General features: G+C 45.8%; 21 protein-coding genes and 1 pseudogene. 14 read left to right on the top strand and 8 right to left on the bottom strand.

The window, feature by feature from the left end:
* The first annotated feature begins 161 nt into the window (after positions 1 to 161).
* Positions 162 to 1,694, top strand: coding sequence for a threonine ammonia-lyase, biosynthetic (ilvA, locus tag QT992_RS12925; RefSeq protein ID WP_333340460.1), 1,533 nt, complete (start codon positions 162 to 164; stop codon positions 1,692 to 1,694).
* A gap of 102 nt (positions 1,695 to 1,796) precedes the next feature.
* Here the strand turns inward: ilvA and QT992_RS12920 are convergent, their stop codons facing one another.
* Both QT992_RS12920 and QT992_RS12915 read right to left on the bottom strand, forming a co-directional pair.
* Complete coding sequence (locus tag QT992_RS12920) at positions 1,797 to 2,621, bottom strand: Rpn family recombination-promoting nuclease/putative transposase (RefSeq protein WP_333317565.1); 825 nt, start codon at positions 2,619 to 2,621, stop codon at positions 1,797 to 1,799.
* 113 nt (positions 2,622 to 2,734) lie between these two features.
* On the bottom strand, positions 2,735 to 3,616 hold the full coding sequence (locus QT992_RS12915; RefSeq protein WP_333340435.1) for an Rpn family recombination-promoting nuclease/putative transposase: 882 nt from the start codon (positions 3,614 to 3,616) through the stop codon (positions 2,735 to 2,737).
* A 239-nt stretch (positions 3,617 to 3,855) separates the two neighbouring features.
* Here QT992_RS12915 and QT992_RS12910 point away from each other — a divergent pair, with 239 nt between their 5' ends.
* Together QT992_RS12910 and QT992_RS12905 are read left to right on the top strand one after the other, a co-directional pair.
* On the top strand, positions 3,856 to 4,128 hold the full coding sequence (locus tag QT992_RS12910; RefSeq protein ID WP_333243632.1) for a helix-turn-helix transcriptional regulator: 273 nt from the start codon (positions 3,856 to 3,858) through the stop codon (positions 4,126 to 4,128).
* Between the two features lie 5 nt (positions 4,129 to 4,133).
* Positions 4,134 to 4,742 (top strand): Uma2 family endonuclease, encoded by a 609-nt coding sequence (locus QT992_RS12905; RefSeq protein ID WP_333247200.1) that lies wholly within the window; start codon positions 4,134 to 4,136, stop codon positions 4,740 to 4,742.
* 7 nt (positions 4,743 to 4,749) lie between these two features.
* On the opposite strand, the pseudogene QT992_RS33600 reads toward QT992_RS12905, so the two are convergent.
* A pseudogene (locus tag QT992_RS33600) lies at positions 4,750 to 4,854 on the bottom strand (Rpn family recombination-promoting nuclease/putative transposase); the annotation flags it as partial.
* 152 nt (positions 4,855 to 5,006) lie between these two features.
* The gene (locus QT992_RS12895; protein WP_333317571.1) at positions 5,007 to 5,582 is read right to left on the bottom strand and encodes a hypothetical protein; all 576 of its coding nucleotides are present in this window, start codon (positions 5,580 to 5,582) and stop codon (positions 5,007 to 5,009) included.
* 278 nt (positions 5,583 to 5,860) lie between these two features.
* On the opposite strand from QT992_RS12895, the gene QT992_RS12890 reads away from it, so the two are divergent.
* The 3 genes from QT992_RS12890 to QT992_RS12880 all read left to right on the top strand — a co-directional run bounded on the left by QT992_RS12890 (position 5,861) and on the right by QT992_RS12880 (position 6,903).
* On the top strand, positions 5,861 to 6,361 hold the full coding sequence (locus QT992_RS12890; protein WP_333340442.1) for a hypothetical protein: 501 nt from the start codon (positions 5,861 to 5,863) through the stop codon (positions 6,359 to 6,361).
* Between the two features lie 53 nt (positions 6,362 to 6,414).
* Positions 6,415 to 6,570, top strand: a complete 156-nt coding sequence (locus QT992_RS12885; RefSeq protein ID WP_333391067.1) for a type II toxin-antitoxin system HicB family antitoxin — start codon at positions 6,415 to 6,417, stop codon at positions 6,568 to 6,570.
* 165 nt (positions 6,571 to 6,735) lie between these two features.
* Positions 6,736 to 6,903 (top strand): hypothetical protein, encoded by a 168-nt coding sequence (locus QT992_RS12880; RefSeq protein ID WP_333317574.1) that lies wholly within the window; start codon positions 6,736 to 6,738, stop codon positions 6,901 to 6,903.
* 44 nt (positions 6,904 to 6,947) lie between these two features.
* Here the strand turns inward: QT992_RS12880 and QT992_RS12875 are convergent, their stop codons facing one another.
* The 3 genes from QT992_RS12875 to QT992_RS12865 all read right to left on the bottom strand — a co-directional run bounded on the left by QT992_RS12875 (position 6,948) and on the right by QT992_RS12865 (position 8,566).
* Positions 6,948 to 7,172, bottom strand: coding sequence for a hypothetical protein (locus tag QT992_RS12875; RefSeq protein ID WP_333317576.1), 225 nt, complete (start codon positions 7,170 to 7,172; stop codon positions 6,948 to 6,950).
* Between the two features lie 112 nt (positions 7,173 to 7,284).
* A complete protein-coding gene (locus QT992_RS12870) occupies positions 7,285 to 8,145 on the bottom strand; it encodes a DUF6920 family protein (protein ID WP_333317577.1) in 861 nt (286 codons plus the stop codon).
* 46 nt (positions 8,146 to 8,191) lie between these two features.
* Entirely contained in the window at positions 8,192 to 8,566 is a 375-nt protein-coding gene (locus QT992_RS12865) for a DUF1257 domain-containing protein (RefSeq protein WP_333317579.1), read from the bottom strand.
* A gap of 262 nt (positions 8,567 to 8,828) precedes the next feature.
* On the opposite strand from QT992_RS12865, the gene QT992_RS12860 reads away from it, so the two are divergent.
* From QT992_RS12860 to QT992_RS12850, 3 genes are all read left to right on the top strand, one after another.
* On the top strand, positions 8,829 to 10,019 hold the full coding sequence (locus QT992_RS12860) for a WD40 repeat domain-containing protein (RefSeq protein ID WP_333377066.1): 1,191 nt from the start codon (positions 8,829 to 8,831) through the stop codon (positions 10,017 to 10,019).
* A gap of 539 nt (positions 10,020 to 10,558) precedes the next feature.
* Positions 10,559 to 12,931: a PAS domain S-box protein gene (locus tag QT992_RS12855; protein ID WP_333377064.1), complete on the top strand. Its 2,373-nt coding sequence runs from the start codon at positions 10,559 to 10,561 to the stop codon at positions 12,929 to 12,931.
* Positions 12,931 to 14,616: an EAL domain-containing protein gene (locus tag QT992_RS12850; protein ID WP_333377062.1), complete on the top strand. Its 1,686-nt coding sequence runs from the start codon at positions 12,931 to 12,933 to the stop codon at positions 14,614 to 14,616. The genes QT992_RS12855 and QT992_RS12850 overlap by 1 nt, the downstream gene beginning before the upstream one ends.
* Positions 14,617 to 14,754: 138 nt before the next feature.
* Here QT992_RS12850 and QT992_RS12845 read toward each other — a convergent pair whose 3' ends face one another.
* Positions 14,755 to 16,077 (bottom strand): J domain-containing protein, encoded by a 1,323-nt coding sequence (locus QT992_RS12845; RefSeq protein ID WP_333340452.1) that lies wholly within the window; start codon positions 16,075 to 16,077, stop codon positions 14,755 to 14,757.
* Between the two features lie 676 nt (positions 16,078 to 16,753).
* On the opposite strand from QT992_RS12845, the gene polA reads away from it, so the two are divergent.
* The 5 genes from polA to QT992_RS12820 all read left to right on the top strand — a co-directional run bounded on the left by polA (position 16,754) and on the right by QT992_RS12820 (position 24,586).
* Positions 16,754 to 19,933, top strand: coding sequence for a DNA polymerase I (polA, locus tag QT992_RS12840; protein WP_333340455.1), 3,180 nt, complete (start codon positions 16,754 to 16,756; stop codon positions 19,931 to 19,933).
* 11 nt (positions 19,934 to 19,944) lie between these two features.
* Positions 19,945 to 20,517, top strand: a complete 573-nt coding sequence (locus QT992_RS12835; RefSeq protein ID WP_333340457.1) for a thermonuclease family protein — start codon at positions 19,945 to 19,947, stop codon at positions 20,515 to 20,517.
* A 46-nt stretch (positions 20,518 to 20,563) separates the two neighbouring features.
* A complete protein-coding gene (locus tag QT992_RS12830; protein ID WP_333317594.1) occupies positions 20,564 to 21,562 on the top strand; it encodes a hypothetical protein in 999 nt (332 codons plus the stop codon).
* Positions 21,563 to 21,750: 188 nt separating this feature from the next.
* The gene (locus QT992_RS12825; RefSeq protein ID WP_333317596.1) at positions 21,751 to 22,272 is read left to right on the top strand and encodes a hypothetical protein; all 522 of its coding nucleotides are present in this window, start codon (positions 21,751 to 21,753) and stop codon (positions 22,270 to 22,272) included.
* Between the two features lie 598 nt (positions 22,273 to 22,870).
* Positions 22,871 to 24,586: an ATP-binding protein gene (locus QT992_RS12820; protein ID WP_333317598.1), complete on the top strand. Its 1,716-nt coding sequence runs from the start codon at positions 22,871 to 22,873 to the stop codon at positions 24,584 to 24,586.
* Positions 24,587 to 24,617 lie beyond the last annotated feature (31 nt).

The following is a 24,617-nucleotide window of genomic DNA, read 5'->3' as shown; positions in this document are numbered from 1 at the left end:
CCTAAATATTATTAATAGTCTTCACGCTCATTATGTTCCCAAAGGGAAAAGTTATTATTGGAAAGTTGCGTGAAGCGAAGCTATCCCGCAGGGAATCGCCCGCTCGCCAATTCGCCGCAAAATACTAACACAAGTGCCCTACAATTATCCCACCATCTGGCATCAACCAACCTGCTAACCCCATGCTTTGCGATTACTTAGTACAAATCCTCACCGCCCGCGTCTACGATGTTGCTCAAGAAACAGCCCTAGAATGCGCCCCGAATCTATCAGCACGGCTCAACAATAAACTTTTGCTGAAGCGAGAGGATATGCAGTCGGTGTTTTCGTTCAAACTGCGGGGTGCGTACAACAAAATGGCGCAACTGTCGCCGGATTTGCTAGCACAAGGTGTCATTGCAGCTTCCGCTGGGAACCACGCCCAAGGAGTCGCCCTCGCCGCCCGCCACCTGGGAACTCGCGCGATCATAGTCATGCCCGTAACGACGCCGCAGGTGAAGGTAAATGCGGTGATAGCCCGTGGTGGAGAGGTAGTCTTGCATGGGGATACCTACGACGATGCCTACGCCTTTGCGCGTCAATTAGAGGCCCAAAAAGGTATGACTTTTATTCACCCTTTTGATGACCCCTACGTGATTGCGGGACAGGGTACGATCGGCATGGAAATTCTGCGGCAACATCAAAAACCAATTCACGCGATTTTTGTGGCAATTGGTGGCGGTGGATTGATTTCTGGAATTGCGGCTTATGTCAAGCGGTTGCGGCCGGAAATTAAGATTATTGGCGTCGAACCAGTGGATTCCGATGCCATGAATCAATCGCTGAAAGCGGGTAAACGGGTGCGTTTGTCGCAGGTGGGTTTATTTGCTGACGGCGTTGCTGTGCGGGAAGTTGGGGAGGAAACTTTTCGGTTGTGTCAGGAGTATGTGGATGAGATTATTTTGGTGCATACGGATGATGTTTGCGCGGCGATTAAGGATGTTTTTGAAGATACGCGATCGATCTTAGAACCTGCAGGCGCTTTGGCGATCGCAGGTGCGAAAGCTTACGTCGAACGCGAACAAATCGCAGGAGAAACATTAATTGCTGTTGCTTGTGGCGCGAACATGAATTTCGATCGGCTGCGTTTTGTAGCAGAAAGAGCCGAGTTTGGCGAACGCCGCGAAGCCATTTTTGCAGTCACAATTCCCGAAAAAGCTGGCAGTCTCCGCAGGTTTTGCGAATGTCTGGGAAAGCGCAATTTAACTGAATTTAGCTATCGAATTGCGGATGAAAAAGAAGCACATATTTTTATCGGTGTACAAATTGAAAACCGTGCCGATGCTGTGAAGATAGCCGCAAGTTTTGAAGATTGTGGCTTCAAGACTTTGGATTTAACTGATGATGAATTAACGAAGTTGCACGTGCGGCATATGGTGGGCGGGCGTTCGATGCTGGCCAATCATGAATTGTTTTATCGCTTTGAATTTCCCGAACGTCCTGGTGCGTTGATGAAGTTTGTCGGTTCGATGAGTCCTAACTGGAATATCAGCGTTTTTCACTATCGAAATAACGGCGCTGATTACGGGCGAATTGTGGTGGGAATTCAGGTGCCGCCGGATGAGATGAAGGAGTGGCAGGCTTTTTTGGATACGCTGGGCTATCAGTATGGGGATGAGAGTCAGAATCCGGCTTATAAGTTGTTTTTGAGGTAGGTTTTATGACTTGGCGGCTTAAACCGCTTCTTGTCAAACGAAGTCTGCCTCCCCAGACTAAGAAAATGGACGCGAACAATGTCATGTCTGGTTTTCGACGCATCAAACTTCCGATCGCAAATTCCGCACATCCTGAACGCTAAGTCCGGTTATTTGGGCTATGGTTGCGTCATCTAGGCGATCGAGCAATTGCCGTGCGATCGCCAGCTTTTCTGCTTGAACGGCTTGGATTATAGCTCCTTGTTGGTCGTAAATAAACATTTCTCTGCGTTCGATATCTGCCAATTCATCAAGGGTTAAATTCACTTGATTGGCGATGTCAAAGGCTTGATGAATCTCTGGAACGCTATCCATTACTGCCGGGACATCCGTTATCGTCCTCGCATATTTCATGAAATATATCCATTTATCCGCAAGGGTTTCTAGCTGGTCTACTTCTTTGGTGAATTTAGGAAGTTCTACAAATACCAACTCGATGTTATTATCGGTATATGGGAGATTGCTCGTTACTTCTTTGTAGACAAATCTCGAAATTAGCTGTTCGCTATTTGGAAACATCTCGAAATCAGTCAGTGTTAAGGCAATCACGGGTTTGAGCATTCGGTAGCCTTCTCCTTTTTGCAATTGAAAGGCGTAAGTTTTGGCTGCGTTGTACAAAACTCTCTTGCCGAAAGACTCTACGTTTAATACCTGCATTTCAATAATGACTAGCCTACCATCAATTAGTTTGGCTTTGACATCTAAATAAGTATCTTTCAAGCCTTCGACTTTGGGCGGTAAGTTAGGGTCGATAATTTCTAAGTCTGCAATGGTAGGATTGCCATCGTAAATCATGGCGTTGAGAAAACTGATCAGAATGTCTTTGCTTTCTGAGGAGCCAAATATTCTTTTGAAGGCGTAATCGGTTTTGGGGTTGATGAATGTCATGGTTGGAATCGGGAATCACGACTGCTATTTCGATTGTATCAATAGGGCGATGGCTACGCCCCGGCCCCGGCCGACGAACTTGACGGGTGCGAGATCCCTTTTTGAAATAAATCTCATTCCGATCGCAAATTATGCACGTACTCAACGCTAAGTCCGGTTATTTGAGCGATTGTTGCGTCATCTAGGCGATCGAGTAACTGCCGTGCGATCGTCAGCTTTTCTTCTTGTCGGCCTTCTTGTCGGCCTTCTTGTCTGCTTTCTTGTCTGCTTTCTTGAACAGCATCTTTAACAGCTTTAATTATCGCTCCTTGCTGGTCGTAAATAAACATTTCTTGCCGTTCGATATTTGCTATTTCCTCCGGGCTTAAATTCACTCGATCTGCGATGTCAAAAGCTTGATGGATTTCGGGTACGCTATCCATTACTGGCGGGATTTCCGTTATCGTTACCGCGTATTTCATGAAATAGAGCCATTTATCTGCTAGAGTTTCTAGTCGGTCTACTGTTTTGGTAAATTTTGGTAATTCTACAAATACTAACTTTAGATCGTTATCGGGATAGGGTAAGTTAGAAATCTCTTCTTTGTAGACAAATCTCGAAATTAAGTTGTTGCTGTTTTTAAACATCTCGAAATCAGTTATTGTTAAGGCAATTACTGGTCTGAGCATTCGATATCCTTGTCCCTTTTGCAATTGAGATGCGTAGGTTTTGGCGGCGTTGTACAAGATTCTTTGTCCGAAAGATTCGACGTTTAATACCTGCATTTCAATGATGACTAAAGTACCGTCGGCTAGTTGGGCTTTGACATCTAAAGAGGAGTCTTTTAAACCTTCGACTTTGGGCGGGAGGTTGGGGTCGATAATTTCTAAGTCTTCAATGGTAGGATTGCCCTCGTAAATTATGGCGTTGAGAAAGCTGATCAGAATGTCTTTGCTTTCTGAGGAACCAAATATTTTTGTGAAGGCGTAATCGGTTTTGGGGTTGATGAATGTCATGGTGGGAATCGGGAATGGGGATCGCTATCTCGATTGTATCGGAAGGTCGATGGCTACGCCCCGGCCCCGGCCTACGAACTTGACGGGCGATCGCACGATTCCCAAACATCAGGTTTATGAAATGCGATCGCCCTACTCGTCAGTTGCCTCAATTCTTCTGCAACCATCCAAATCATATCCCAATCACTACATATGTGTAGTTATTTACGGTTGGGGCATCCCTTGGCATCATGGGGTGCATGGGAAAAGCTGGTCAAGTTCTGAGAGATGTGCTGAACACCTATGGCATTAGCCAAAACAAATTGGCGATCGCAATGGGCGTGCGAAGTTCTGTTGTCTATCGTTGGTTTAATGAGTTGATAGATCCAACTGGAGACACGCTTGTGAAGATGGTTGTGGCATTAAAGTTGCTCGATATAGATGCAGCGCGGGAGTTTGTGCAGCGCTATTTGGGTGAGATTTTGGAGGATGAGGGTGAGGGTGAGGTCGATCGATCTACAAACACAGAATAGAGTTAATGATAAAATTATGGCAGAGTGGCAATGACACCGAATTCAAAGCGATGACAGCAGCACTTCCCATTTCTCTCACTCTCGAAGCTTTCCTCAAACTACCGGAAACTCAACCTGCGAGTGAATTTATTAACGGACGCATTCACCAAAAGATTATGCCTCAAGGCAAACATTCTCGTTTGCAACTCAAGTTTTGCAACGCTGTTAATCTAGTTGCGGAAACAGAACGAATTGCTCTTGCTTTTCCCGAATTGCGCTGTACTTTTGGCGGGCGTTCTATTGTACCTGATGCTACAGTATTTGCTTGGGATAGAATCACTTTTGAAGCGGATGGCGAAGTTCCGAATTCCTTTGAAATTCATCCCGACTGGACAGTAGAAATTTTATCCCCAGACCAGAAAGCAACTAAGGTGATTAGTAATATTTTACACTGTTTGAAATACGGGACTCAGCTCGGATGGTTAATCGATCCAGAGGAACGGTTTATTTTAGCATTTATTCCCGGACGAGAACCAGTTGAGTTAACGGGACAAGATCGGTTGCCCGTGCCAAGTTTTTTAACATTAGATTTGACAGTGGAGCAGGTTTTTGGGTGGCTGAAAGCAGGTGGATAACTGGACTCTAATTTTGAGCAGATCGCAAATTCCGCACATCCTGAATACTGAGTCCCGTTGTTTGACCGATCGTTGCATCATCCAGGCGATCGAGCAATTGCCGCGCGATCGCATCTTAGTTGCGATCGGGCGGCGGTATGATATTCCTAATGTTGAAACTATTTGGTAGTTGCGGGCGATCGCACTTTTGTCTGGTTAGGGCGATCGCTTAAAACATAAAATTGCTATAATAACTTTTAGTAATTTGACACTAAAGAGGTAAAATCAAGGAGTACGGATGCCATATTTCAATATTGAACCCAGCAAAAAAATACCACCAAAACCCAATAGGTACGGAGAAAAATTTTGAATAGCCGAAGCAAGTTCCCTGCTGATTTCTATTCCTTTTGAATTAAAGATACTATCACCCTCTGTTACCAGGATACACGGTCTTACAAGAACTTCTGGAAAACACAACACTCGATCCTTGAAGAATAGACCAGCTCCGCCTATCATGACTGCCAGACTACTAAATCCTTGTAACCAGTATACTGGGTCTCTATATACTGGGTTTCTATGAAAAGTTATAGTAGTATATGTAGTATCGAACTCTCGGTCAGACATCCGCCAAAAGCGGATAAAATCGATCGCTGTTACAATTAATGCTATCCAATACAAACAAACTGTTGGAATCAGTACAAAATTTCTCGTCTGCTCAGACCACCAGAACCCAAAGAGACAGAAAAAGGGAATTATCAGTAATCTGCCTACTATAGTATCTCCAAGATATAATCGATGTAATCCTGGTATTGTAAAAAAGGCTATACCTGCGGCAATTAGTGCTTTTCTTCTTTTAGACATAATAGTTGATTGTGAAGTTACTCTTACTATTGAATACTTGGCTCTGCATAAACCGAACTCTGAGACAATAACAGAAGATCAATATCACGATTTTCCTAAGCGCAGATATTCCATATAGTAGAGTTCTCTCACCAACCCTGTAAAGCCAAAAAAGTTGGAAAAAGTGGGAACTTCCAACAATTGAGATCCAAGGTGCAAAAAGTTGGAAAAAGTTGGAAAAAGTTTGCTATAGTAACTAAAATTATCTCACCATCCCACCTATGGACAGTCCTCAGATATTGCAATTTGTCGATGAAGCTGTCTATACCAACACAGGTAAACGTCTAAATAACTTGCAGCGAAAAATTATTTCGGGAATACTGAATCGTCAAAGATATGCTGACGTTGCCGAAACTTATGATTATAGCTCCCAGCACGTTAAAAAGGCTAGTCACGAGCTTTTGCAAATGTTATCTGAAGTGTTTGGCGAACAAGTGAAAAAAAGTAATCTTGAATCCGTGTTAGAAAGGCATATAAATCTGAATATAACTTTTGGCAATGAAAACAATATTAATAAAAATATTATTGGTATTGGCTGCATAAATAATTGCCCTGAACCCTCTACTCCTACGCCAGATAAAAGTCAGCCGGAAAATCCCGACTTGCAGCAGAAAAGCAAAAATCAAACTAAGATTGAAACAATTGATAAATTACGGCAGTTTGGCTTGAGCGACGAACAAATTGCAGAAGCGCTAAATATACCTTTAGAGCAGGTTAAACAGGTGGACTTGGAGGAGTAAAGTCTGGTACAGTAATGAAGAGGTAAGTTTTGAGAATAAATTAGGAGAATCAATTGAAAATCAAAATTATCATTCACGAAGCAGAAGAAGGCGGATACTGGGCCGAAGTTCCTGCTATTCCTGGCTGTGCAACAGAGGGAGAAACCTTCGAGGAACTGCTGCAAAACCTCTATGAAGCAATCGAAGGTTGCCAAGCGTGTAGATATTGAATCCATCGAGACAAATGAGCGAGACAAAATTATGGAGATAGCGATATGAACTCCATGTCTGGCAAAGAGTTAGCAAAGCTGCTACAACGTAATGAGTGGATATTATTAAGAGTTCAAGGCAGTCACCACATCTAGGGGAAAGCAGGAAGCTCAATCCGAATCTCTGTGCCAATTCACGGTAATAAATCTTTAAAAGTTCGATTACTCAGACACTTGTTAAAACAGGCGGATTTATTGGAAAATATCCATCAAAATACCAGCACAGTTGAAGAGTCAAATAGTGACAATAAGGCGGCGAATGAATCTGATTTCTTCGATGAAGAAGAAGAATAAAATTGCCTCCATCTTGCGATGAAAGTAATAACCCAGCCTCCAAGCTATTTTGGGAAACGTTTATCGCAAATCCCTGCAATAAAAGTTTCGCCATCAATCGGTGGAGTATGTTCGGACATGGCAACAGCAGCATCTATCTTAACTCGTACACCATCGATCCACTGGCGATCGGCGAGAGCTGCTTGAAACTCATCAAGCCATTCGAGAAACTCTGCGAGTTCATTTTCTGGAAGTTCCCTTACTGCTGTCTTGAGTTCTGTAATGTTCATGGGTAATTAACTTTTTTTGCTAATAGCCGTTTACCTGTGTACTCCAACGCTCAAATTGTTCCCATGAAATAGGGGAGAAAATCTCAGACGCAACCGACAACACAAACTAGAATCATCGTGCAAACTCATAGGCAATATTCGTGATGCGGCCGCGCCAGTAGGGAAATAGCGAGCCATCAGGCAGTTGCCACGCCACCTCACCGCAGAGCGGAATCCGCATACCGTCTCGCAATTCGTAGTCCCAGAAACGGCCCTGCCAGGGCGCAAACACCAGCCCCCCGTTAACTGTACGGGCGCGGGCCTCGGCGCGGATACTGGCGATTAGCCCTGCTTCATCAAAGCGGAAATCCAGGGAAACAGCGGTGTCGCCATCCTGTAGCGTTGCTCTGGCCGAAGAATTGTCAAGAGCCTCCCAGCGAACACCCTGACTCGGAAGCAGTCTCGTCGGATACCAAGCCGCCTCCGCGAAAAAGCGCATCAGTTCCCCTTGGGCAGCTTCTGGAGTGCCGCGGATATCCGCCAGAGTCACTAGGCCCAGCAGCGCTGCATGGAGGATGCCTTCGCCAGAAATGTAGGCATCATGAACAAACGCATTGATACCGGGGATCATGGCAATTCGCCCCTCCCAGTCAAAGCCAGGGCGCTGAGTAATTACGAGTTGAGTTGAGGTGAAGGCGCTCCATTTTTCTGCGGTTTCGCTCATGTTAAATGTGCCTTCGTGGGAAACCCGCGCTGCTGCAATTAGCGGTTGTCCATCCTTGAGCACCGCGCGAAAGTAGCGCTGCACTGGCTGGGGTAAATCGGCGATTTCCCGCGCATCAAATGTGAGAGGTTTAATCGGCGATCGCGCAGCTTCCAGATTGGCTCGCAGTTCCGTGGTACCGAGATGCCAGCGGTATGTTCCAAGGGCGATCGCGCCAACAATGCCAACTACAAGCGCCAGGATGATTAGTACGATCGCCGATCGCCACATGGTGATTCCTCTTGATACCTAAAAACGAGTTAATCCAGAGCGAGTCTTAAACCCATCTACCCACTACAACTCTCAGCGTTCCATCTGCCAAAGTTTCCTCTTCTTCAACATGAAAACCCTCTGACTGCACCGCCGCCATCAAACTTTTGCGCGCGTATTGTTGACTAATTAAATTGACAAATTCCTGCTGATTAATTCGAGCGCCCCAAAAATCCGCCACCAATTCGTAATCCTCTCCGCTGCGGCGAAAACCCAAATCGTAACCGTTGGATTGCCGAATCACGTACTCCGCATTAGTTTTGTCACCCCGATAACCCCGTACCTGCACATTGGACTCTACTTGATAACCCAACTCTTCCAACACTTGATGTAGCAGTTCGCCGTTCTTGATCTGAACCTTGATCGTTGTGAAGTGTGACATATCACTTTCGGATTTTTGTGTGAAACGCTAATTTGATTATAATAGCATAAACAGCAACAGTCAAGAAGTTAGAACTTGTGATATTAAACCCGGTTTTAGCGCCCCCGAAAGCAGCCCGGTTACAAGCCCCCGGATTCATCTGTGCAGAAATTAAAAACATAGTATCCGATAACAATTGCCCCGATTTATCCGTGCGTGAGTTCCCTTTTTTCAATCCTCCAATTCTTCAATCTAAAATCTAAAATCTAAAATCTAAAATCGTATGATGCCCGACAATTCTAACCAACCCAGAGAATATGATGCCGTCCTCGGCGGCCAAAGTCAAATCCCGATCGCCGGCGCTGTTTTGGGAGGCATCGCCGGAGTCAAGCAGCGCTTCAACAGTCCTAGTATCGAGGCTCGGATGGCCGCTGTTAAAGACGCTCCTAAATACGGAGGCGCTGGTTTGAATTTAGCAATTGAGGCGCTGCTTGACCCCGCACCAGAAGTGCAGCGAGTTGCTTATTTAATTTTGCGATCGAGGACAGAACCTCTAGTGCGCCAAGCTTTAAAAGAATTCGTGCCTTACAAGCTTTTTGACTGCATCCGCACTGTCAAAACTGGCACAAATCTGGCGCTTAGTCCCGGAGGTGATCGCACGGCGAGTTTGCACGGGAAAATAATTAGAATTTGCGATGTAGAGACAGGAGAAATACTCTATACTGTTGACAAGTATCCCCGCGCTCAAGAAACTTTTGTCCTTTGCCAAGAAAGCGAACTTTTTGTGAGAAGCAGAAATACTCCGAAACACCGTGCGATCGAAATTTGGCAGGGAGGAGAATTGCGGCATACTTCCCTCGGACATGAAGGGGAAATTAGCGCAATTGTCATCAGTCCCGACAGTCAAGTTATCGCCACAGGTTCGGCAGATACTACTATCAAAATTTGGAATTTAGAGACGGGAAAGTTAATCTGTACTTTTGGCAGTCTTTTAACTTGGGGATCTCATAAAGCAGGAATTGTTAGTCTTGCTTTTAGCCCGATCGCACAAACTCTCGCTAGCAGCAGTTCTGACGGTACAATTAAACTGTGGAACCTCCGCAGCAGAGAATGCTTCCAAACAATTAAGGGTTACTCGAATTGTCTGGCTTTCAGCCCAGACGGGCAGACTTTGGCTACTGGCGGCTGGGACAGAAATATTCAACTGCGGCAGCTATCGAATCCAGATAGTTCAATCACTTTGGCAGGGCATTTTAACTCGATAAATGCGATCGCATTTAGTCCAGACGGACGCACTGTTGTCAGTGCTAGTGCGGATGGTAATATCAAATTTTGGAATGCCAGTACGGGCGAAAATATTCACACTCTCAGCGGACATCAAAACTCTGTTACTTGTCTTACTTTTAGCAGCGATGGTGAAACTATTATCAGTGGCAGCTTAGACAAAACTGTCAAAATTTGGGGAGTTAATTGAAGGAAGTTCGGCAACGAGCACTGTACAAGATGTAGCGGATGGAAGAAATAGGGAATAGGGAATAGGGAATAGGGCAGAAGGCAGAAGGCAGAAGGCAGAAGGCAGAAGGCAGAAGGCAGAAAGAAGAGGGAATCGACCTCATGATTTTCACAAATTAAGTACCTCCTAACCATTCAGGCGCTGCCTATATTTCAATTTTCCCGATTCCCGATTCCTCGGTGCGTGAATCTACGCAAACAAATATAATAAATTTACAATCCCAGTTCTTGTGCAAGCCGAGGATTGCGGAACTTCTTTTTGCATTACTACAAATAGTGACCGTAAAAATACCGACTGGCAGGCATTATTCAGCTTATTATCAATTTGTGAACTGTGGCCGGAAAGCCTGAGCGAGCCTCAATTTCTGAATGCTTTAAAGTAGCTTTAATATATCGCATCTTGGTCGGAGGAGTATTCCTGCTAATTGTAATATTGGACTTAAAAAGTTTATGCTTAAAAGATAGGCTGGGGTTAAATATACAGTGCGCCCTAGAGTAACCATGTCACACTGCAACCAATCCATCTGTCGTTCCCGCAATCTCGCAGAAATGTGCGCTACTGCTGCCAGTTGGCAGCAAAAAGCCGATCGACTAAGGGTAGAATTAAACACCACCCAGGATCTGCTTCACGCAGAAATCGATCGGCTCAAACAAGCCAACGAAACCCTTCAGGCCGCCGTCAGTTGTGCCCCCGTTTTCCTGTGGGCAACAGACAGAGAAGGCAAGTTAACTCTTGCAGCAGGGAAAGGATTAGAAAATTTGGGACTCAAACCCGGTGCAACTGTCGGGCTGTCGATTTTTGAAGTTTACAGCAGCCAGCCAGATATCTTAGAAAATATTGCTGAGGTACTAGCAGGAAACGATCGCACTTGGAATGCCCGACAGGGGCATTTTATTCACGAAATTCGATCGGCAGCCCTGCGAGATGGAAACGGCGAAGTTGTCGGCGCAGTTGGTGTTTCTACTGAAATTACCGAGCGCGAGCAGTCCATTGCCACTCTGGAAACGGCAAATCAAGAATTAGAAGACAGACTGCAGCAGCAGACGGCAGTCTTCAATGCAGCACTTGCCGAAAGCGAAAAAAAGTACCGCAACCTCGTAGAAACCTCCCAAGAATTGATTTGGTCGATCGATATTGAAGGCCTCTTGACTTTTGTCAATTCCGCCGCCAAACGCATCTACGGTTACGAACCGCCAGAAATGATCGGACGGCGCTTCACCGATTTTTTAGTTCCCGATCAAGAAAATAGACCAAGAGAAATATTTGCCCAACTTTTAGCAAAAACCAAAATTCAGCCGCAAACCGCTAATTCTCCTTACGAAACAGTACACATTCGCAAAGACGGTACTCCCGTCCACCTGCGCGTCAACAGCATCGTCAACCAAGCTGAAAACGGCGCTATTTTAGGGTTGTGCGGAACGGCGACAGATATTAGCGATCGCTTGCGATCGGAACAAGCACTCCAAGAAGCTACAGACCAACTTCGCGCCGTCTTGGATGCCGTACCCGGACTGATTTCTTGGATCAGTTCCGATTTGCGGTATATTGGAGTCAACCAGCACTTAGCAACCTCATTCAACCTGTCTCCTGAAAGCTTTGTCGGTCAAGAAATCAACTTTCTCGACAAAGGCTCGACTTTCGGAGAACTGATCCGAATTTTTTTTAACAGTTCATCTCAGCAAACCTGCCAAGAAATAGAAATAGAAATTAACGGTTTCGTCCGCAACTATTTGATAGTAGCTCAGAAATATCATCAGGGAACCGCAGCCGTTTCTGTAGGAATAGACATTACCGACCGCAAGCGTGCAGAAGCTCTCAAAAACCAATTGATCTGCTCGCTGCAAGAATCAGAACACAAATTTCGCAGCCTTTATGAAGCCACCAGCGACGCAGTAATGTTGCTTGACGAAAAGGAATTTTTTGACTGCAACCCCGCTACCTTAAAAATATTTGGCTGTAGCAACACCAAAGAATTTTACGGCAAGAAACTGAGCGACTTTTCCCCACAATTTCAGCCTAGCGGACAAGACTCATCCAGTCTAGCAATACAGAGAATATCCACAGCAATGCAAACAGGTAGCTGTCGCTTTGACTGGGTACAAAAACGACTCGACGGTTCAGAATTTCCCGCTGAAGTGCTGTTAAATGCAATGGAAATTAACGGACGAAAAGTAATTCAAGCAGTAGTGCGGGATATTACAGATCGCAAGCGCGACGAAGATGGCATCAAAGCATCCCTCGCAGAAAAAGAAGTTCTCCTCAAAGAAATTCACCACCGCGTCAAAAACAACCTCCAAGTTATTTCCAGTTTGCTCAAACTTCAGTCACGCTACATCCAAGACAGCCACGTTAGTGAAATGTTAAAAGAAAGTCAAAACCGAGTCAGATCGATGGCCCTGGTTCACGAACAATTGTATCAATCCAAAGACTTGTCAAACATTGACTTTGCTGAATACATCCAAAATCTCGCCCACAATTTATTCCAAGCTTATGAAAATCATGCAGAAGGCGTCAACTTGCAAACAAATATTGCGCCGTGTTCTCTCAATATTGATACGGCCGTTCCCTGCGGGTTAATTATCAACGAGCTTGTGACAAATGCCCTAAAATATGCCTTTAAAGGACAAGTTAAAGGTAAAATTAACATAGATTTCACTTTAGATAATAACAGAGTTTGCGTGCTAACCGTGAGCGACAGCGGAATTGGTTTTCCTCAAGACTTAGATTATCGCACAGCCCGAACCTTGGGTTTGCGACTTGTCGGGTCTTTAGTCAAGCAAATCCGGGGGGGAATAGAACTGTTAGAAACTGCTGGCACGACTTTTAGAATAACCTTTTGTCAACCCAAATTGCACTCTGAGGAGAAAAATTAGTGTCAAACAAAAAAATTCTGATAGTTGAAGACGAGAGCATCATTGCGGAAGACATTTCCGACAGTTTGATATCTCTAGGATATAGAATAACTGGGATGGTCTATTCGGGAGAAGAAGCGATAGAATCGGCAGCAAAATTGCGCCCGGATTTAGTTTTAATGGATGTTAATCTGCAAGGAGAAATCGACGGCATTACAGCCGCCGAAGAAATTCGCTTGCGCTTTCAAATTCCGGTAGTTTATCTGACAGCTTATGCCGATGAAACTACTTTGCGACGAGTCAATAGTACAAAACCGTTCGGATATATTGTCAAGCCATTTGAAGAAAAAAATTTGCACACAACTATTCAACTGGCACTCTACCGACATCAGTATGACAGCTTGACAAACCTGCCGAATCGTTCATTTTTGCGAGAAAAGTTAAGTCGAGAATTAGATGGTCAAAAAGAATTGTCAGGAGTCGTTCCAGTTGTCACGCTTAGCTTAGATAAAATCAACCGCATTAACAGTACCTGGGGACACGATATCGGCGACTCGGTGCTTTGCAGCATCGCCCAGCGGCTAACTAACTGCATGGAAAATATTAATATTGTTGCTCGTTTGGAAGCAGCCGAATTCGCGCTGATTCTCAAACCCGTGGCAGAAAAACAGGATGTGGCTAAGATTGCTCAAAACATTTTAGATACTGTATCCCAAGCTATGATTGTCAAAGATTGCGAAGTCTATGTCACTGCTAGTATGGGGATCTGCTTGTATCCCGGAGACGGCACTGACGGAGATGAAATGCTGAAAAATGCTTATATAGCAATGTATCAATCTCAGCAGAAAGGCGGCAATACTTATCATTTTTATACGCCCCAAAATGCTAGTTTATTTATTAATACACTTCTTCAAGAAACTTGCTTGCGCCATGCTTTAAAAAGCTCAGAATTTGAAATATACTATCAGCCGCAAATAGCCATTAAAACAGGTAAAATTATTGGTGCTGAAGCTTTAGTCCGCTGGAATCATCCAGAACGGGGGCGAGTTTCGCCTGGAGAATTTATTCCAATGGCTGAAGAAATGGGCTTGATTGCACCCTTGGGTGAATGGGTATTAGAGACTGCTTGCCGGCAAACTAAAACATGGCAAAGAGCAGGTTTGCCGCCCCTGCGAGTGGCCGTTAACGTGTCAGCCCGTCAATTCGAGCGCAAAAATTTCACGGAAAGAGTCAGGGAGATATTAACAGAAACCGATCTCGATCCCAAGTGTTTGGAATTAGAACTGACGGAAAGTCTTGTTTTGCAAGACGAAATTGCAGCCGCTAAAGCTTTTAGGGTGTGGAAAGATCAGGGGATTAGGATAGCAATTGATGATTTTGGGACGGGATATTCTTCTTTGAGTTATCCGAAACGCTTTCCGTTTGATGCGATTAAAATAGACAAGAGTTTTATTCGCAACATTGCAGACGATCGCCAAAATGCAGCGATAACAATAGCGATTATTCAAATGGCACACTGCATGAACATGACGGTGGTGGCTGAGGGGGTAGAAAATGAGCAAGAACTGGATTTTTTGTGCGAGTACGAATGTGACGAAATTCAAGGCCATCTTTTCAGCCCAGCTTTGCCAAGGGCGGAGTTTGAAGCGCTGCTGAAAAGCGATAAGTGCTGGGATTTAGATCGATTCCGGTTGGAATCCTCATGATTGTTGACTGTTGACTGTTGACTGATGACTGTTGACTGATGACTGTTGACTGATGACTGATGACTGTTGACTAATGACTGATGACTGATGACTGATGACTAATGACTGATGACTAATGACTGATGACTGATGACTTATTCAAAAGATACGATCGCCCAACCAACTTCCCAGCCACAGCCCAAAACCGGAAGTAGCCACCAACAGGATAAACGTATAAAGCCCGCTGCCGGTGTGGATCAACCTTTCTGCAGCTACCATCCGCGCCACAACTCCAGCAATAATGCCGATCGCAGCCCAAGCCCCATAAACAGTCTTAGACCCGGCGACAGCCAAAGCTTGGACGAGATCCCCCGAACCCGCCCCAGCAAAAACCCCCGCCCACGCCCCAATCCCCAGCCCGATCGCACCTCGGAGCCCGACGGGGCCGCCAGAATTGACGCCTACTTCCGTCGCCAGCCCGCACATCAAGCCGACAAGCGCCCAACACACGGCCGTCACCAACGCCTTAACCCAATTCCCAGAAACCGTTCCCGCCATCAATCCCACCACTGCCACCACTCCCCCTACAGCCAACACAACAGCCACAGCCCGATACTGGGCCTCAGAACTGGCGATCGCCCCCAAACCAGCCCCAACTGCTGCCCAAGCAGCCCCAGTGACCATTCCTCCCGCCTGAAAACCAGCGATCGACCCCCCCACCGCCCCAGCCAAAACTAACGCCGCCAGCCACACTCTAGGCATTGCCGAACCCTCCGCCAGCAAAATCGCAGCCCACAGCCAATCTGCACCGCAGATTAAAGCCCACATCCACAGCGGGGCCGCTGATTTCGTCAAAATCCAACCGGTCAAAGCGTAACTCGCCACAGCGATTGCCAGCGGCCACCAGGGGAAGCTTGAATAGTGTTGAGATGGCCGCACTTCCCTCGGCGGGATTCGTGGTTTTGAGTATTGAGTTGAAAATTCTGTTTTCCTTCTCGAAGTAAGCTTTCGATAGTTTTGAGATGGCCCTGCTTTCCTCGCAACGATTCGCCCTGGTTGCTTTGTGCCCCGCCACGCTGGGCTATTGTGAGTGGTAAATCGTTTCTTGCTTGAAGAGTTTTTTTGAGTTAGAAATTTTTTGGAGGCGGCTTTTGGGCGGGTTTGACGGCGCTGGGAACCAGGCTTGGGGGCTGATTTTGCAGAACGCCTTCTCAGCGGCTTTTCCGGCGCAGGGGGCGGTGGCTGCTGAAACTGTTGTTCGATCGACTTTGATTCAGGCTGACTCAGAAACAACACCAACTCCTGGTAAGCTTCATTAATTTCTGTTAATCGTTGTTGAGCTTTTTGTTGCAGGCGATCGTTGTGGGCAAACCGATCGGGATGCCACACAAACGCTAAATCCCTGTAAGCGCGCTTAATTTCTTCTAGGGAACTTCCTGGCTCAATTTCGAGGATTTCGTAGCATCGATTAATGTCAGCCATAGGCTTCGGGCAGGTGTTGGTAAATTCGCGTGAAGCGAGGCTATCCCGTAGGGAATCGTACTTAACTCAATTGGCGTAAGTCCCACGCTGTAATTGTACTCAATTGGGCGTTGGGATATAAGCTTTCGCAAGGTCTATGAAATAATCAAAAATTTCCTGCTTTCTCACAAAAAGATGGTAAGATATAAGTGGTTGCGACCCACCCACTCGGCTGCAAACAACAGGTCACAGTAGCAGTAGTATGCTTACCAAGGATAACTGCGAGAGAAAGGGGGAAAAGACAGACCGCTGGTTATTGGGATACGTCCTAATTTGAAATACAATCCAAGTTTGTCATACGGAAGAGTTTTTTGCCTTGGGAAACAGGGTTTCTGCGTGGGTTCCCTAGGTCGGGATAAAGGCTGCAAAGCCTTCTTATGCTGTGTAAGACTTGGATCGTCTTGAGTGACGAATATTCAGCAATGGATATCCCCAACAGAGCAACGGCAAATGAGACACGAAGCCTACACGCTCACCGCAAGGTTAGTGTTAGGTATTTCACCATCTTGTACTATTCTCAGCCAAGCTGCACACTAAGCCGAGATCCGATCGAGTGTCCAGCGTCCTCAAGTCTGCGGGCCATCCCTAGGGTCGATCAATGCAGGCGGACAACTGAGTACAATGAGAAAATCCTTTCGTGCGATCGGTATTTGTGTCTGTGTCGGCAAATCAAGCTCCCATCTTCATCTTAGTTGACGGCCACTCTCTGGCCTTTCGCTCCTACTTCGCCTTTGCCAAAAGTCGAGACGGAGGCTTGCGAACGACAACAGGCATTCCCACCAGCGTCTGTTTTGGCTTTCTCAAGTCGCTGCTGGAAGTTATGGCCGCCCACGATCCCCAGTACATGGCGATCGCCTTTGACCTCGCCACACCCACATTTCGCCACGAAGCAGACGACACCTACAAAGCCGGTCGAGCCGAAACACCCGAAGATTTTAAGCCGGATATCAAAAACCTGCAAGAATTGCTCACCTATTTGAATTTACCTGCAATAACTGCTCCGGGCTACGAGGCGGACGATGTTTTGGGAACTTTGGCAAACAAAGCCAGCGCGGCGGGTTATCAGGTCAAAATCCTCACGGGCGATCGAGATTTGTTTCAATTAGTAGAAACCGACAAACAAATCAGCGTATTATATTTGAGTACCGATGAACTCAGGCGATCGGGCAAAGGCAAATCCCAAGAATACGGCCCAGAAGAAGTCAAAGCCAAACTCGGTATTTTGCCCGAACAAGTAATAGATTACAAATCCCTCTGCGGCGACAAATCCGACAACATCCCCGGAGTCAAAGGCATCGGCGACAAAACCGCCCTGCAATTGCTGGAAGCTTACAATTCCCTGGATGGAATTTATGCTGCCATCGATGAGATTAAAGGAGCAACTAAGAAAAAGCTAGAAGAAGGCAAAGAAGCTGCTTACCATTCTCAACGCATGGCGACAATTGTCCAAGACGTGCCATTAGAAATCAACTTAGAAGATTGCCAGCTTATAGGTTTTGACGAATCAGCCTTAATTCCCATGCTGGAAAAGTTGGAATTTAAAACATTTTTAAGCAAAGTAAAGCAAATTCAAAAGCGTTTTGGTGGTGTAGAAGAACCATTGACAGACAGTGGAACAGGCATCTTGCCTGTTGCAAAGGGCGGGCAAGATGCCCAACCCCTACTCCCCACAATCAATTCAACAGACAGTGGAACAGGCAAGATGCCTGTTGCCGACAGTGGAACAGGCATCTTGCCTGTTGCCGACAGTGGAACAGGCATCTTGCCTGTTGCCGACAGTGGAACAGGCATCTTGCCTGTTGCAAAGGGCGGGCAAGATGCCCAACCCCTACTCCCCACAATAGATAAGTCACCTCAAACTTCTGAAATTTCAGAAGATGAAAGTGACACATTTTACAGTTTGGCAGAAACCCTAGCCGCCCAGCAGGAAAACAAATTACCAATTAAACCCCGAATAATTCAAACAACCGAAGAGTTAAACGAATTAGTCGAACTGCTACAAACCTTCACCGACAAAGCCTCACCCGTGGCGTGGGATACCGAAACTACTGCCATCGAACCGCGAGACGCCGAATTAGTCGGAATTGGCTGCTGTTGGGGAACCGCCGAAGAGGATCTCGCTTACATTCCCACCGGACATAAAACGGGCAAAAACTTGGACAAAGCCACAGTTTTAAAGGCTTTGCGTCCGATTTTGGAAAGCGAGAATTATCCCAAGGCGCTGCAAAATGCTAAGTTTGATCGATCGATCCTGCGTTGTCAAGGAATTAAACTAGCAGGAGTCATCTTCGACACCATGCTAGCCAGTTACGTACTTAATCCCGAAACCAGCCACAGTCTCAGCGAATTGTCCAAGAAATACTTAGGCATTGTCGCCAAAAGTTACAATGAATTAGTACCGAAAAACAAAACAATTGCTGACATCAGTATTCCGGCGGTAGCCGACTACTGCGGCATGGATGTTCACACCACATTTGGGTTAGTAAATAAACTTAGAGCAGAATTAAAGGAAGCTGATAAATCTAGCTTTCCCGGAAAAACTTTGGAGGGGTTATTGCTGGAAGTAGAACAGCCCCTAGAACCAGTTTTAGCAGAAATGGAATATTGCGGAATTCGCATTGATTCAGCATATCTGCAAGAACTATCGCAACAGCTAGAAAAGAGCTTAAAAGAAATAGAAGAAAAAACTTATCAAGCAGCGGGGAGAAAGTTTAATTTAGGTTCCCCAAAACAACTCAGCGAAATCTTGTTAGAAAAAATCCCCGATGAGTTTCAGAAAAAGTCTCGCAAAACTAAGACGGGATACTCTACAGACGCGGCTGTTTTGGATAAATTGCAAGGAGACCACCCGATTGTAGACGATTTATTAGAACACCGAACATTATCCAAGTTGAAATCAACTTATGTCGATGCTTTGCCGCAGTTAGTGCGTGCGGATACCGGGCGAGTGCATACAGATTTCAACCAAGCTGCAACTGGTACGGGAAGGCTTTCTTCTTCCAATCCCAATTTACAAAATATTCCCATCCGCACCGAGTTTTCGCGGCAAATTCGCAAGGCTTTTTTGCCGGAAGCAGGTTGGCTGATGGTGTCGGCTGACTATTCTCAAATTGAACTGCGAATTTTGGCTCATTTGAGTCAAGAACCTGTGTTAATTGAAGCTTATCAAAATAACAGAGATGTGCATACCGTGACGGCTCAACTGTTGTTTGAAAAGGAAGAAATAACTCCCGACGAGCGCAGGTTTGGCAAAACGATTAATTTTGGGGTAGTTTACGGTATGGGGGCGATCAAGTTTGGGCGATCGATGGGCAAAACTTCAGCAGACGGCAAAGAGTTTATTAAGCGATTTAACGAGCGTTACAGTAAAGTTTTTGAATATTTGGAGAAAGTAAAAAAAGAGGCGATCGCCCTCGGATACGTTACCACAATACTCGGCCGCCGCCGTTACTTAAACTTCGAGAGCGAAAGCCTCCGCGACTTAAAAGGCCGCAATCCCCAAGACATTCACTCCGATCGACTTAAATCTCTCAGCAGAGATGACGCCCAATCTTTGCGGGCGGCAGCCAACGCTCCCATTCAAGGTTCCAGTGCTGATATCATTAAACTTGCCATGATTGAGGTACACAAAATTTTGCAAAACTATCAGGCGCGGCTGCTGCTGCAAGTTCACGATGAATTAATCTTTGAAGTCCCTCCCCATGAATGGGAAGAATTGCAGCCGAAAATTAGAACTGCGATGGAAAATGCTCTGCCACTTACCGTACCCCTGATAGTTGACATCCACGCTGGGCAAAATTGGATGGAAACTAAATAAAAAAGAGAAATATGAACCAAACTAAAATCGCCATTTTCCCCAAAATAAAAACCCTAAGTGCAGTTGCTCTGCTATTGTTACTATTCGGGTGTCCACAAAAGTTAGCGCCCAACAACTATGCTGTCAAGCGAGTCAGCGACGGTGACACCCTTGTCGCCAGCGATGCCGCCGGGAAAGATATAAAAGTGCGTTTTGCCTGCATAGATGCACCGGAAGTCGCGCACACCAATGCTGAGAAAAATAGCAAAGCAGCAGCAAAGAAAAATCAATTTAAGTGGGGAAATCTAGCGCACCAAAGAATGCAGCAGCTTGTCAATCAAGGGGGCGGTCGCGTTGTTTTGACCGTCACCGATACTGACCGCTACGGCCGCCAAGTTAGCGAAGTTCGCTTGCCAAACGGTACATTTGCCCAAGAAGTTTTGACCCGCGAAGGATTAGCAATGGTTTACCGTCCTTACTTAAAAAACTGTCCGAGTGCAAGTATTCTGGAACAAGCGGAAGCCGAAGCTAAGAAAAATCGCCGCGGCGTTTGGGGAGATTCTAAATTTGTGCCAGCTTGGCAATTTAGACAGAACGGCAAATGAGCGAAATTTTGATTTTCTGGTAATTGTTCTTTATCTAAGAATCCCCATGTTAGAAATCACCGTAAAAAACAACGCTATCTGTTTCGGTAAACACTTCTCCCTGAATTTTGAACGCACTTTGCGGATACCCGACGACGGTAAAACCTATCCCTTACCGCCGGGCTTAGGCGAGTTTCCAGTCTGCAAAGTTGATGACTACATTTCTACAGTACCTGAAACTTGGAAAGAACACGGGGGCGTGTTTATTCCCATGTATCAACGGGAAGCTTTGTGGATTTATTTTAGAGGCGTTGATTGGCGGCCCAATGCTGTTAAAATTGCTGTTGGTAAAATCAATGCCGTTTCGGGCAAACCTTGGCAGCAAAAACTGCAAGCTAATGACCAAGATTATGTCATTTGTCCCGATCAACCCTGGTTAGATGGTATCAATTCTGGTGAAGGTTACATCCGCCAATTTGTTGCTATGCCTCTCGGTATGGGTTACACTGTCGAAGGACAAGTAACTGGTAAAGAAGAATTTGGTGGCATTCAAATCATTGTATTCGATCCGAAACCAGGGTTATTTCCAGAAGAACCGCCGCCCTCACAATTACTGAGAGGTAGAGGCTTTAGTGATTTTGCACCTATCGATTGTATCGCATTTGGTGGGGCGGAAATGGGATTAGCAGCAGGTGGTAAAATGAAACAAGAAATTTATCCCGATAGTTACGGTATCAACACCTGGGACGAGACAAATTTTGGCAGAGTATACGTCCACATTGTTAATAGCATGATGTATCGGGAAATCACTGGTAAAGAACCGCCAAACACGCCCGTTTCTGCCAAAACTTACAGTGAATACAATCTTCCTTGGTTCGAGCTTTACGACGAAGAAAAAGGATCTGTCGCACCCTCAACTATCCTTTCTCAAGTCAAGTCTGTCAAAGAGATGGACGAAAATCAGGGATTTGCACCGCAACAAGACGATACATCTGTTGACATTCCTCAAGCACAAATTAAAAAGCTCAAAGTCGATCCCGATGGAGTCAGAGATGGCAATTGGTAGTCTACTAGCCGAATCTCGATTGTATATAGGGACAATTAATCAATTGCCTTTGTAAATAGACAGTGCTGCATCAGGCCTGCTAAATTAGACACTACCTGTCGCAGTAAGGCGCGCCGAGACGTACCCTACCGATAGATTCTTTGTGCAAATCCAATCAATTAGCAAAAAATTAACCTTAAGGGACATCAATGAATTTCAAACATCTGGTTATTTCCGGCATGGCTCTGCTCCTCGGTACTGCAATCGTAGGAAATGCTATTGCTCAAGAACTGACCAACGACCAAAAAACGGTTGTTTGTCGCTTGAAAACAGAAGTTGACCAGCGGAAAGGCAACGGTCAAAAATTAGTATTTGTGCCGTTGCTGGGCCAAGTTCGCAAGCAAGTTTCATCTCCTTTTAGAGCGACGCTGCATCCTAATGTGGAGTATGTTTTTGTTGCCACTTGCGACGGAAATTGCCAGGATTTAAACTTATCTCTCAAGGATGCCAGCGGTCAGGAAATCGCTGTGAGTCAAAAAACAGGCGAACTGGCGTCAATCTCTTTTACTCCCCCATCCCAAGGCGAATATCAAATCAGTGCTAAGCCTGGGGAATGCAAGACGGCGGAGGGTTGCAGTTACGGCCTGGGAATCTTCGTTCCGGCAAGTGCTAGCGTACCTAATGCTTCAAGAATTCCTGCGGAGATAGCACAATTTCGACTTTGCCAATAGAGGAACAGCGATCGAGTTGTGGGTTGCGAGTAGAGTAGAGTTTTCAATCAGAAATCTAACTCATAACTTGCAACTTATAACTCGCGACTTATATCGCAACCACGCCCGACGGTGAGTAGGTTATTAATGACTTGAATTAGGGAGCATCTCAGTTTTGTAAAAAGCATTTTTTTTATTGTAGTGCGAGCGTCCCCGCTCGCGTATTGTACAATACGCGAGCGGGGACGCTCGCACTGTAAATGCAAAACTGAGATGCTGCCCTTGAATTATCTGAAACCATGCCTTTGAGTGGTGCTTCTTTCTTGCTTTTTTTTACTCTGAGCGGCTTGCCCTGCCCTTCGACTTCGCTCAGGAACCGCGACTTGCCCGATCGCATTGCCGAAGGGAAAAGAGCCGAAGGCAGCCGAAGAGCGTTATTCCTTATGCTATAATTTGTGACGCATAACTCCTCCAAACTCTCAAGCCGATCGAGCTGTGGAACCCTGCAAAGGCCCAATAACTGCCGAAAGCTGGCTTGAAGCCAGAACTTTATTTACCCTCAGACAGGCATCAATTAGAATATAGATGGTGCCTCTCAAAGGTGACGAGTACATTGCCCATGTCTTTAACCTTAGCTTTGAAAAATCAACTGCAGAACCGTCCTCAAATAGGGTTGAAAAGTCTGTTGGGCCGCTTAGGTATCAGGCAGAAAATCGGCTGCGGATACGCCTTGGTCATTAGTATTGCCGTTTTGGGTGCTGTGGCGGGACGGGGAGTAGAATCCTATCACAAACAGCAAGTTAGAGAAAAACTAGCGCTCGATCGAGATAAAGCGGAAATCCTGACAAACCTCAACAACACGGTGCAGGAAGTCAGAATTCAGCAGCAAGAGCTCGCCAGTCTGACTGCCCAACCGCAAATTTTCGATCGCCAACGCTCGGAATTCCTGACTCGCGTTGCTCAGATGAGCGGCATCCTCGAACAACTGCAAACCCTACCGCCGACGAAGAATGCCGAGGCTGCCCAAGACTACCAACAGCTTCAACAGTTCGCTCAAGCCAACGGCAAAACCGTAGAATCATACTTTCAACAAGTACAAAAATTGTTGGCTGCTGCCAAATTATCTGCTTTGAATCCGCAACAGCAGCAGGCTTTGGGGCGGAACTTGAACAATTTTGTGGCGGGCGAAACTGCTTTGAAACTCAAACAGTTTTCCGAGGATTCAGCCCAACTGGCCGTCAACTTTCGCGAGAAAGCAGACGAGGCATTGAGAACCTACGAAAATGCCGAAAAACTCGGAACTCTCATTCTCGTTTGCTCTCTCTTGATATCAGGTGCGATCGCAGCAATTCTAGCAGCATACACCAGCGGGGCGATCGCTCGCTCCTTAGAAGCCACCACCCTCATCGCTCAGCGAGTGACAGAAGAATCTAACTTTGATTTGCAAGTACCCGTCACTACTTCTGACGAAGTGGGAAGGCTAGCAATTTCCCTCAACGAACTAATCCAAAGAGTAGCCGAATACACAGAAGAATTGCACGAAGCAAAAGTAGCAGCCGAAGCTGCCAACCGCTCGAAAAGTGCATTTCTCGCCAACATGAGCCACGAACTACGCACCCCCCTCAACGCCATCATTAACTACAGCGAAATGCTGCAAGAAGATGCTCAAGATTCCGGTTCAGAAGACTTTCTCCCGGACTTAGAAAAAATTCAAACCGCAGGCAAACACCTGCTGGATATGATCAGCGACATCCTCGACATTTCCAAAATAGAAGCCGGTCACGTCACCCTTTATTTGGAAAACTTCGACGTGGCAACGATGATTGAAGAAGTGATGACTACTGCTCAACCGCTAGTAGAAAAAAAAGGCAATTCTTTAGCACTAAAAACCAAAGGCGAACTCGGCACAATGTACGCCGATCAACCGAAAGTGCGGCAAATTCTCCTTAATTTGCTCAGCAATGCTGCCAAATTTACCGAAAAAGGCGTCATTACTATCGGCGTGGAAAGAATTAAAATTGAAAAATCAAGACCGACCAAACAAAATAAAAATAATGATATTCACTCTGGTTCAAACTACACTTCTCAAGTTGTAATGTTTCGAGTCAGCGACACCGGCATCGGGATGACAAACGAGCAATTAGAGCAGATTTTTAAACCTTTTACCCAAGCTGATGCTTCGACTACCCGCAAATACGGAGGGACGGGTTTGGGATTGACAATTAGCCAGCGTTTGTGTCAAATTCTCGGCGGCGAAATTAGCGTTGAAAGCGAAGACGGTAAAGGTTCAACTTTTATTGTCAGTCTCCCGGAACGGGTAGTTATGCAGGCATGAAGTCAATCGATTTTAGATTTTAGATTTTAGA

It is taken from the genome of Microcoleus sp. T3_D1 (assembly GCF_036700405.1).
GTDB lineage: Bacteria > Cyanobacteriota > Cyanobacteriia > Cyanobacteriales > Microcoleaceae > Microcoleus.
Note: the sequence above shows the minus strand (reverse complement) of the source record. Positions and strands in the feature narration are given on the sequence as shown.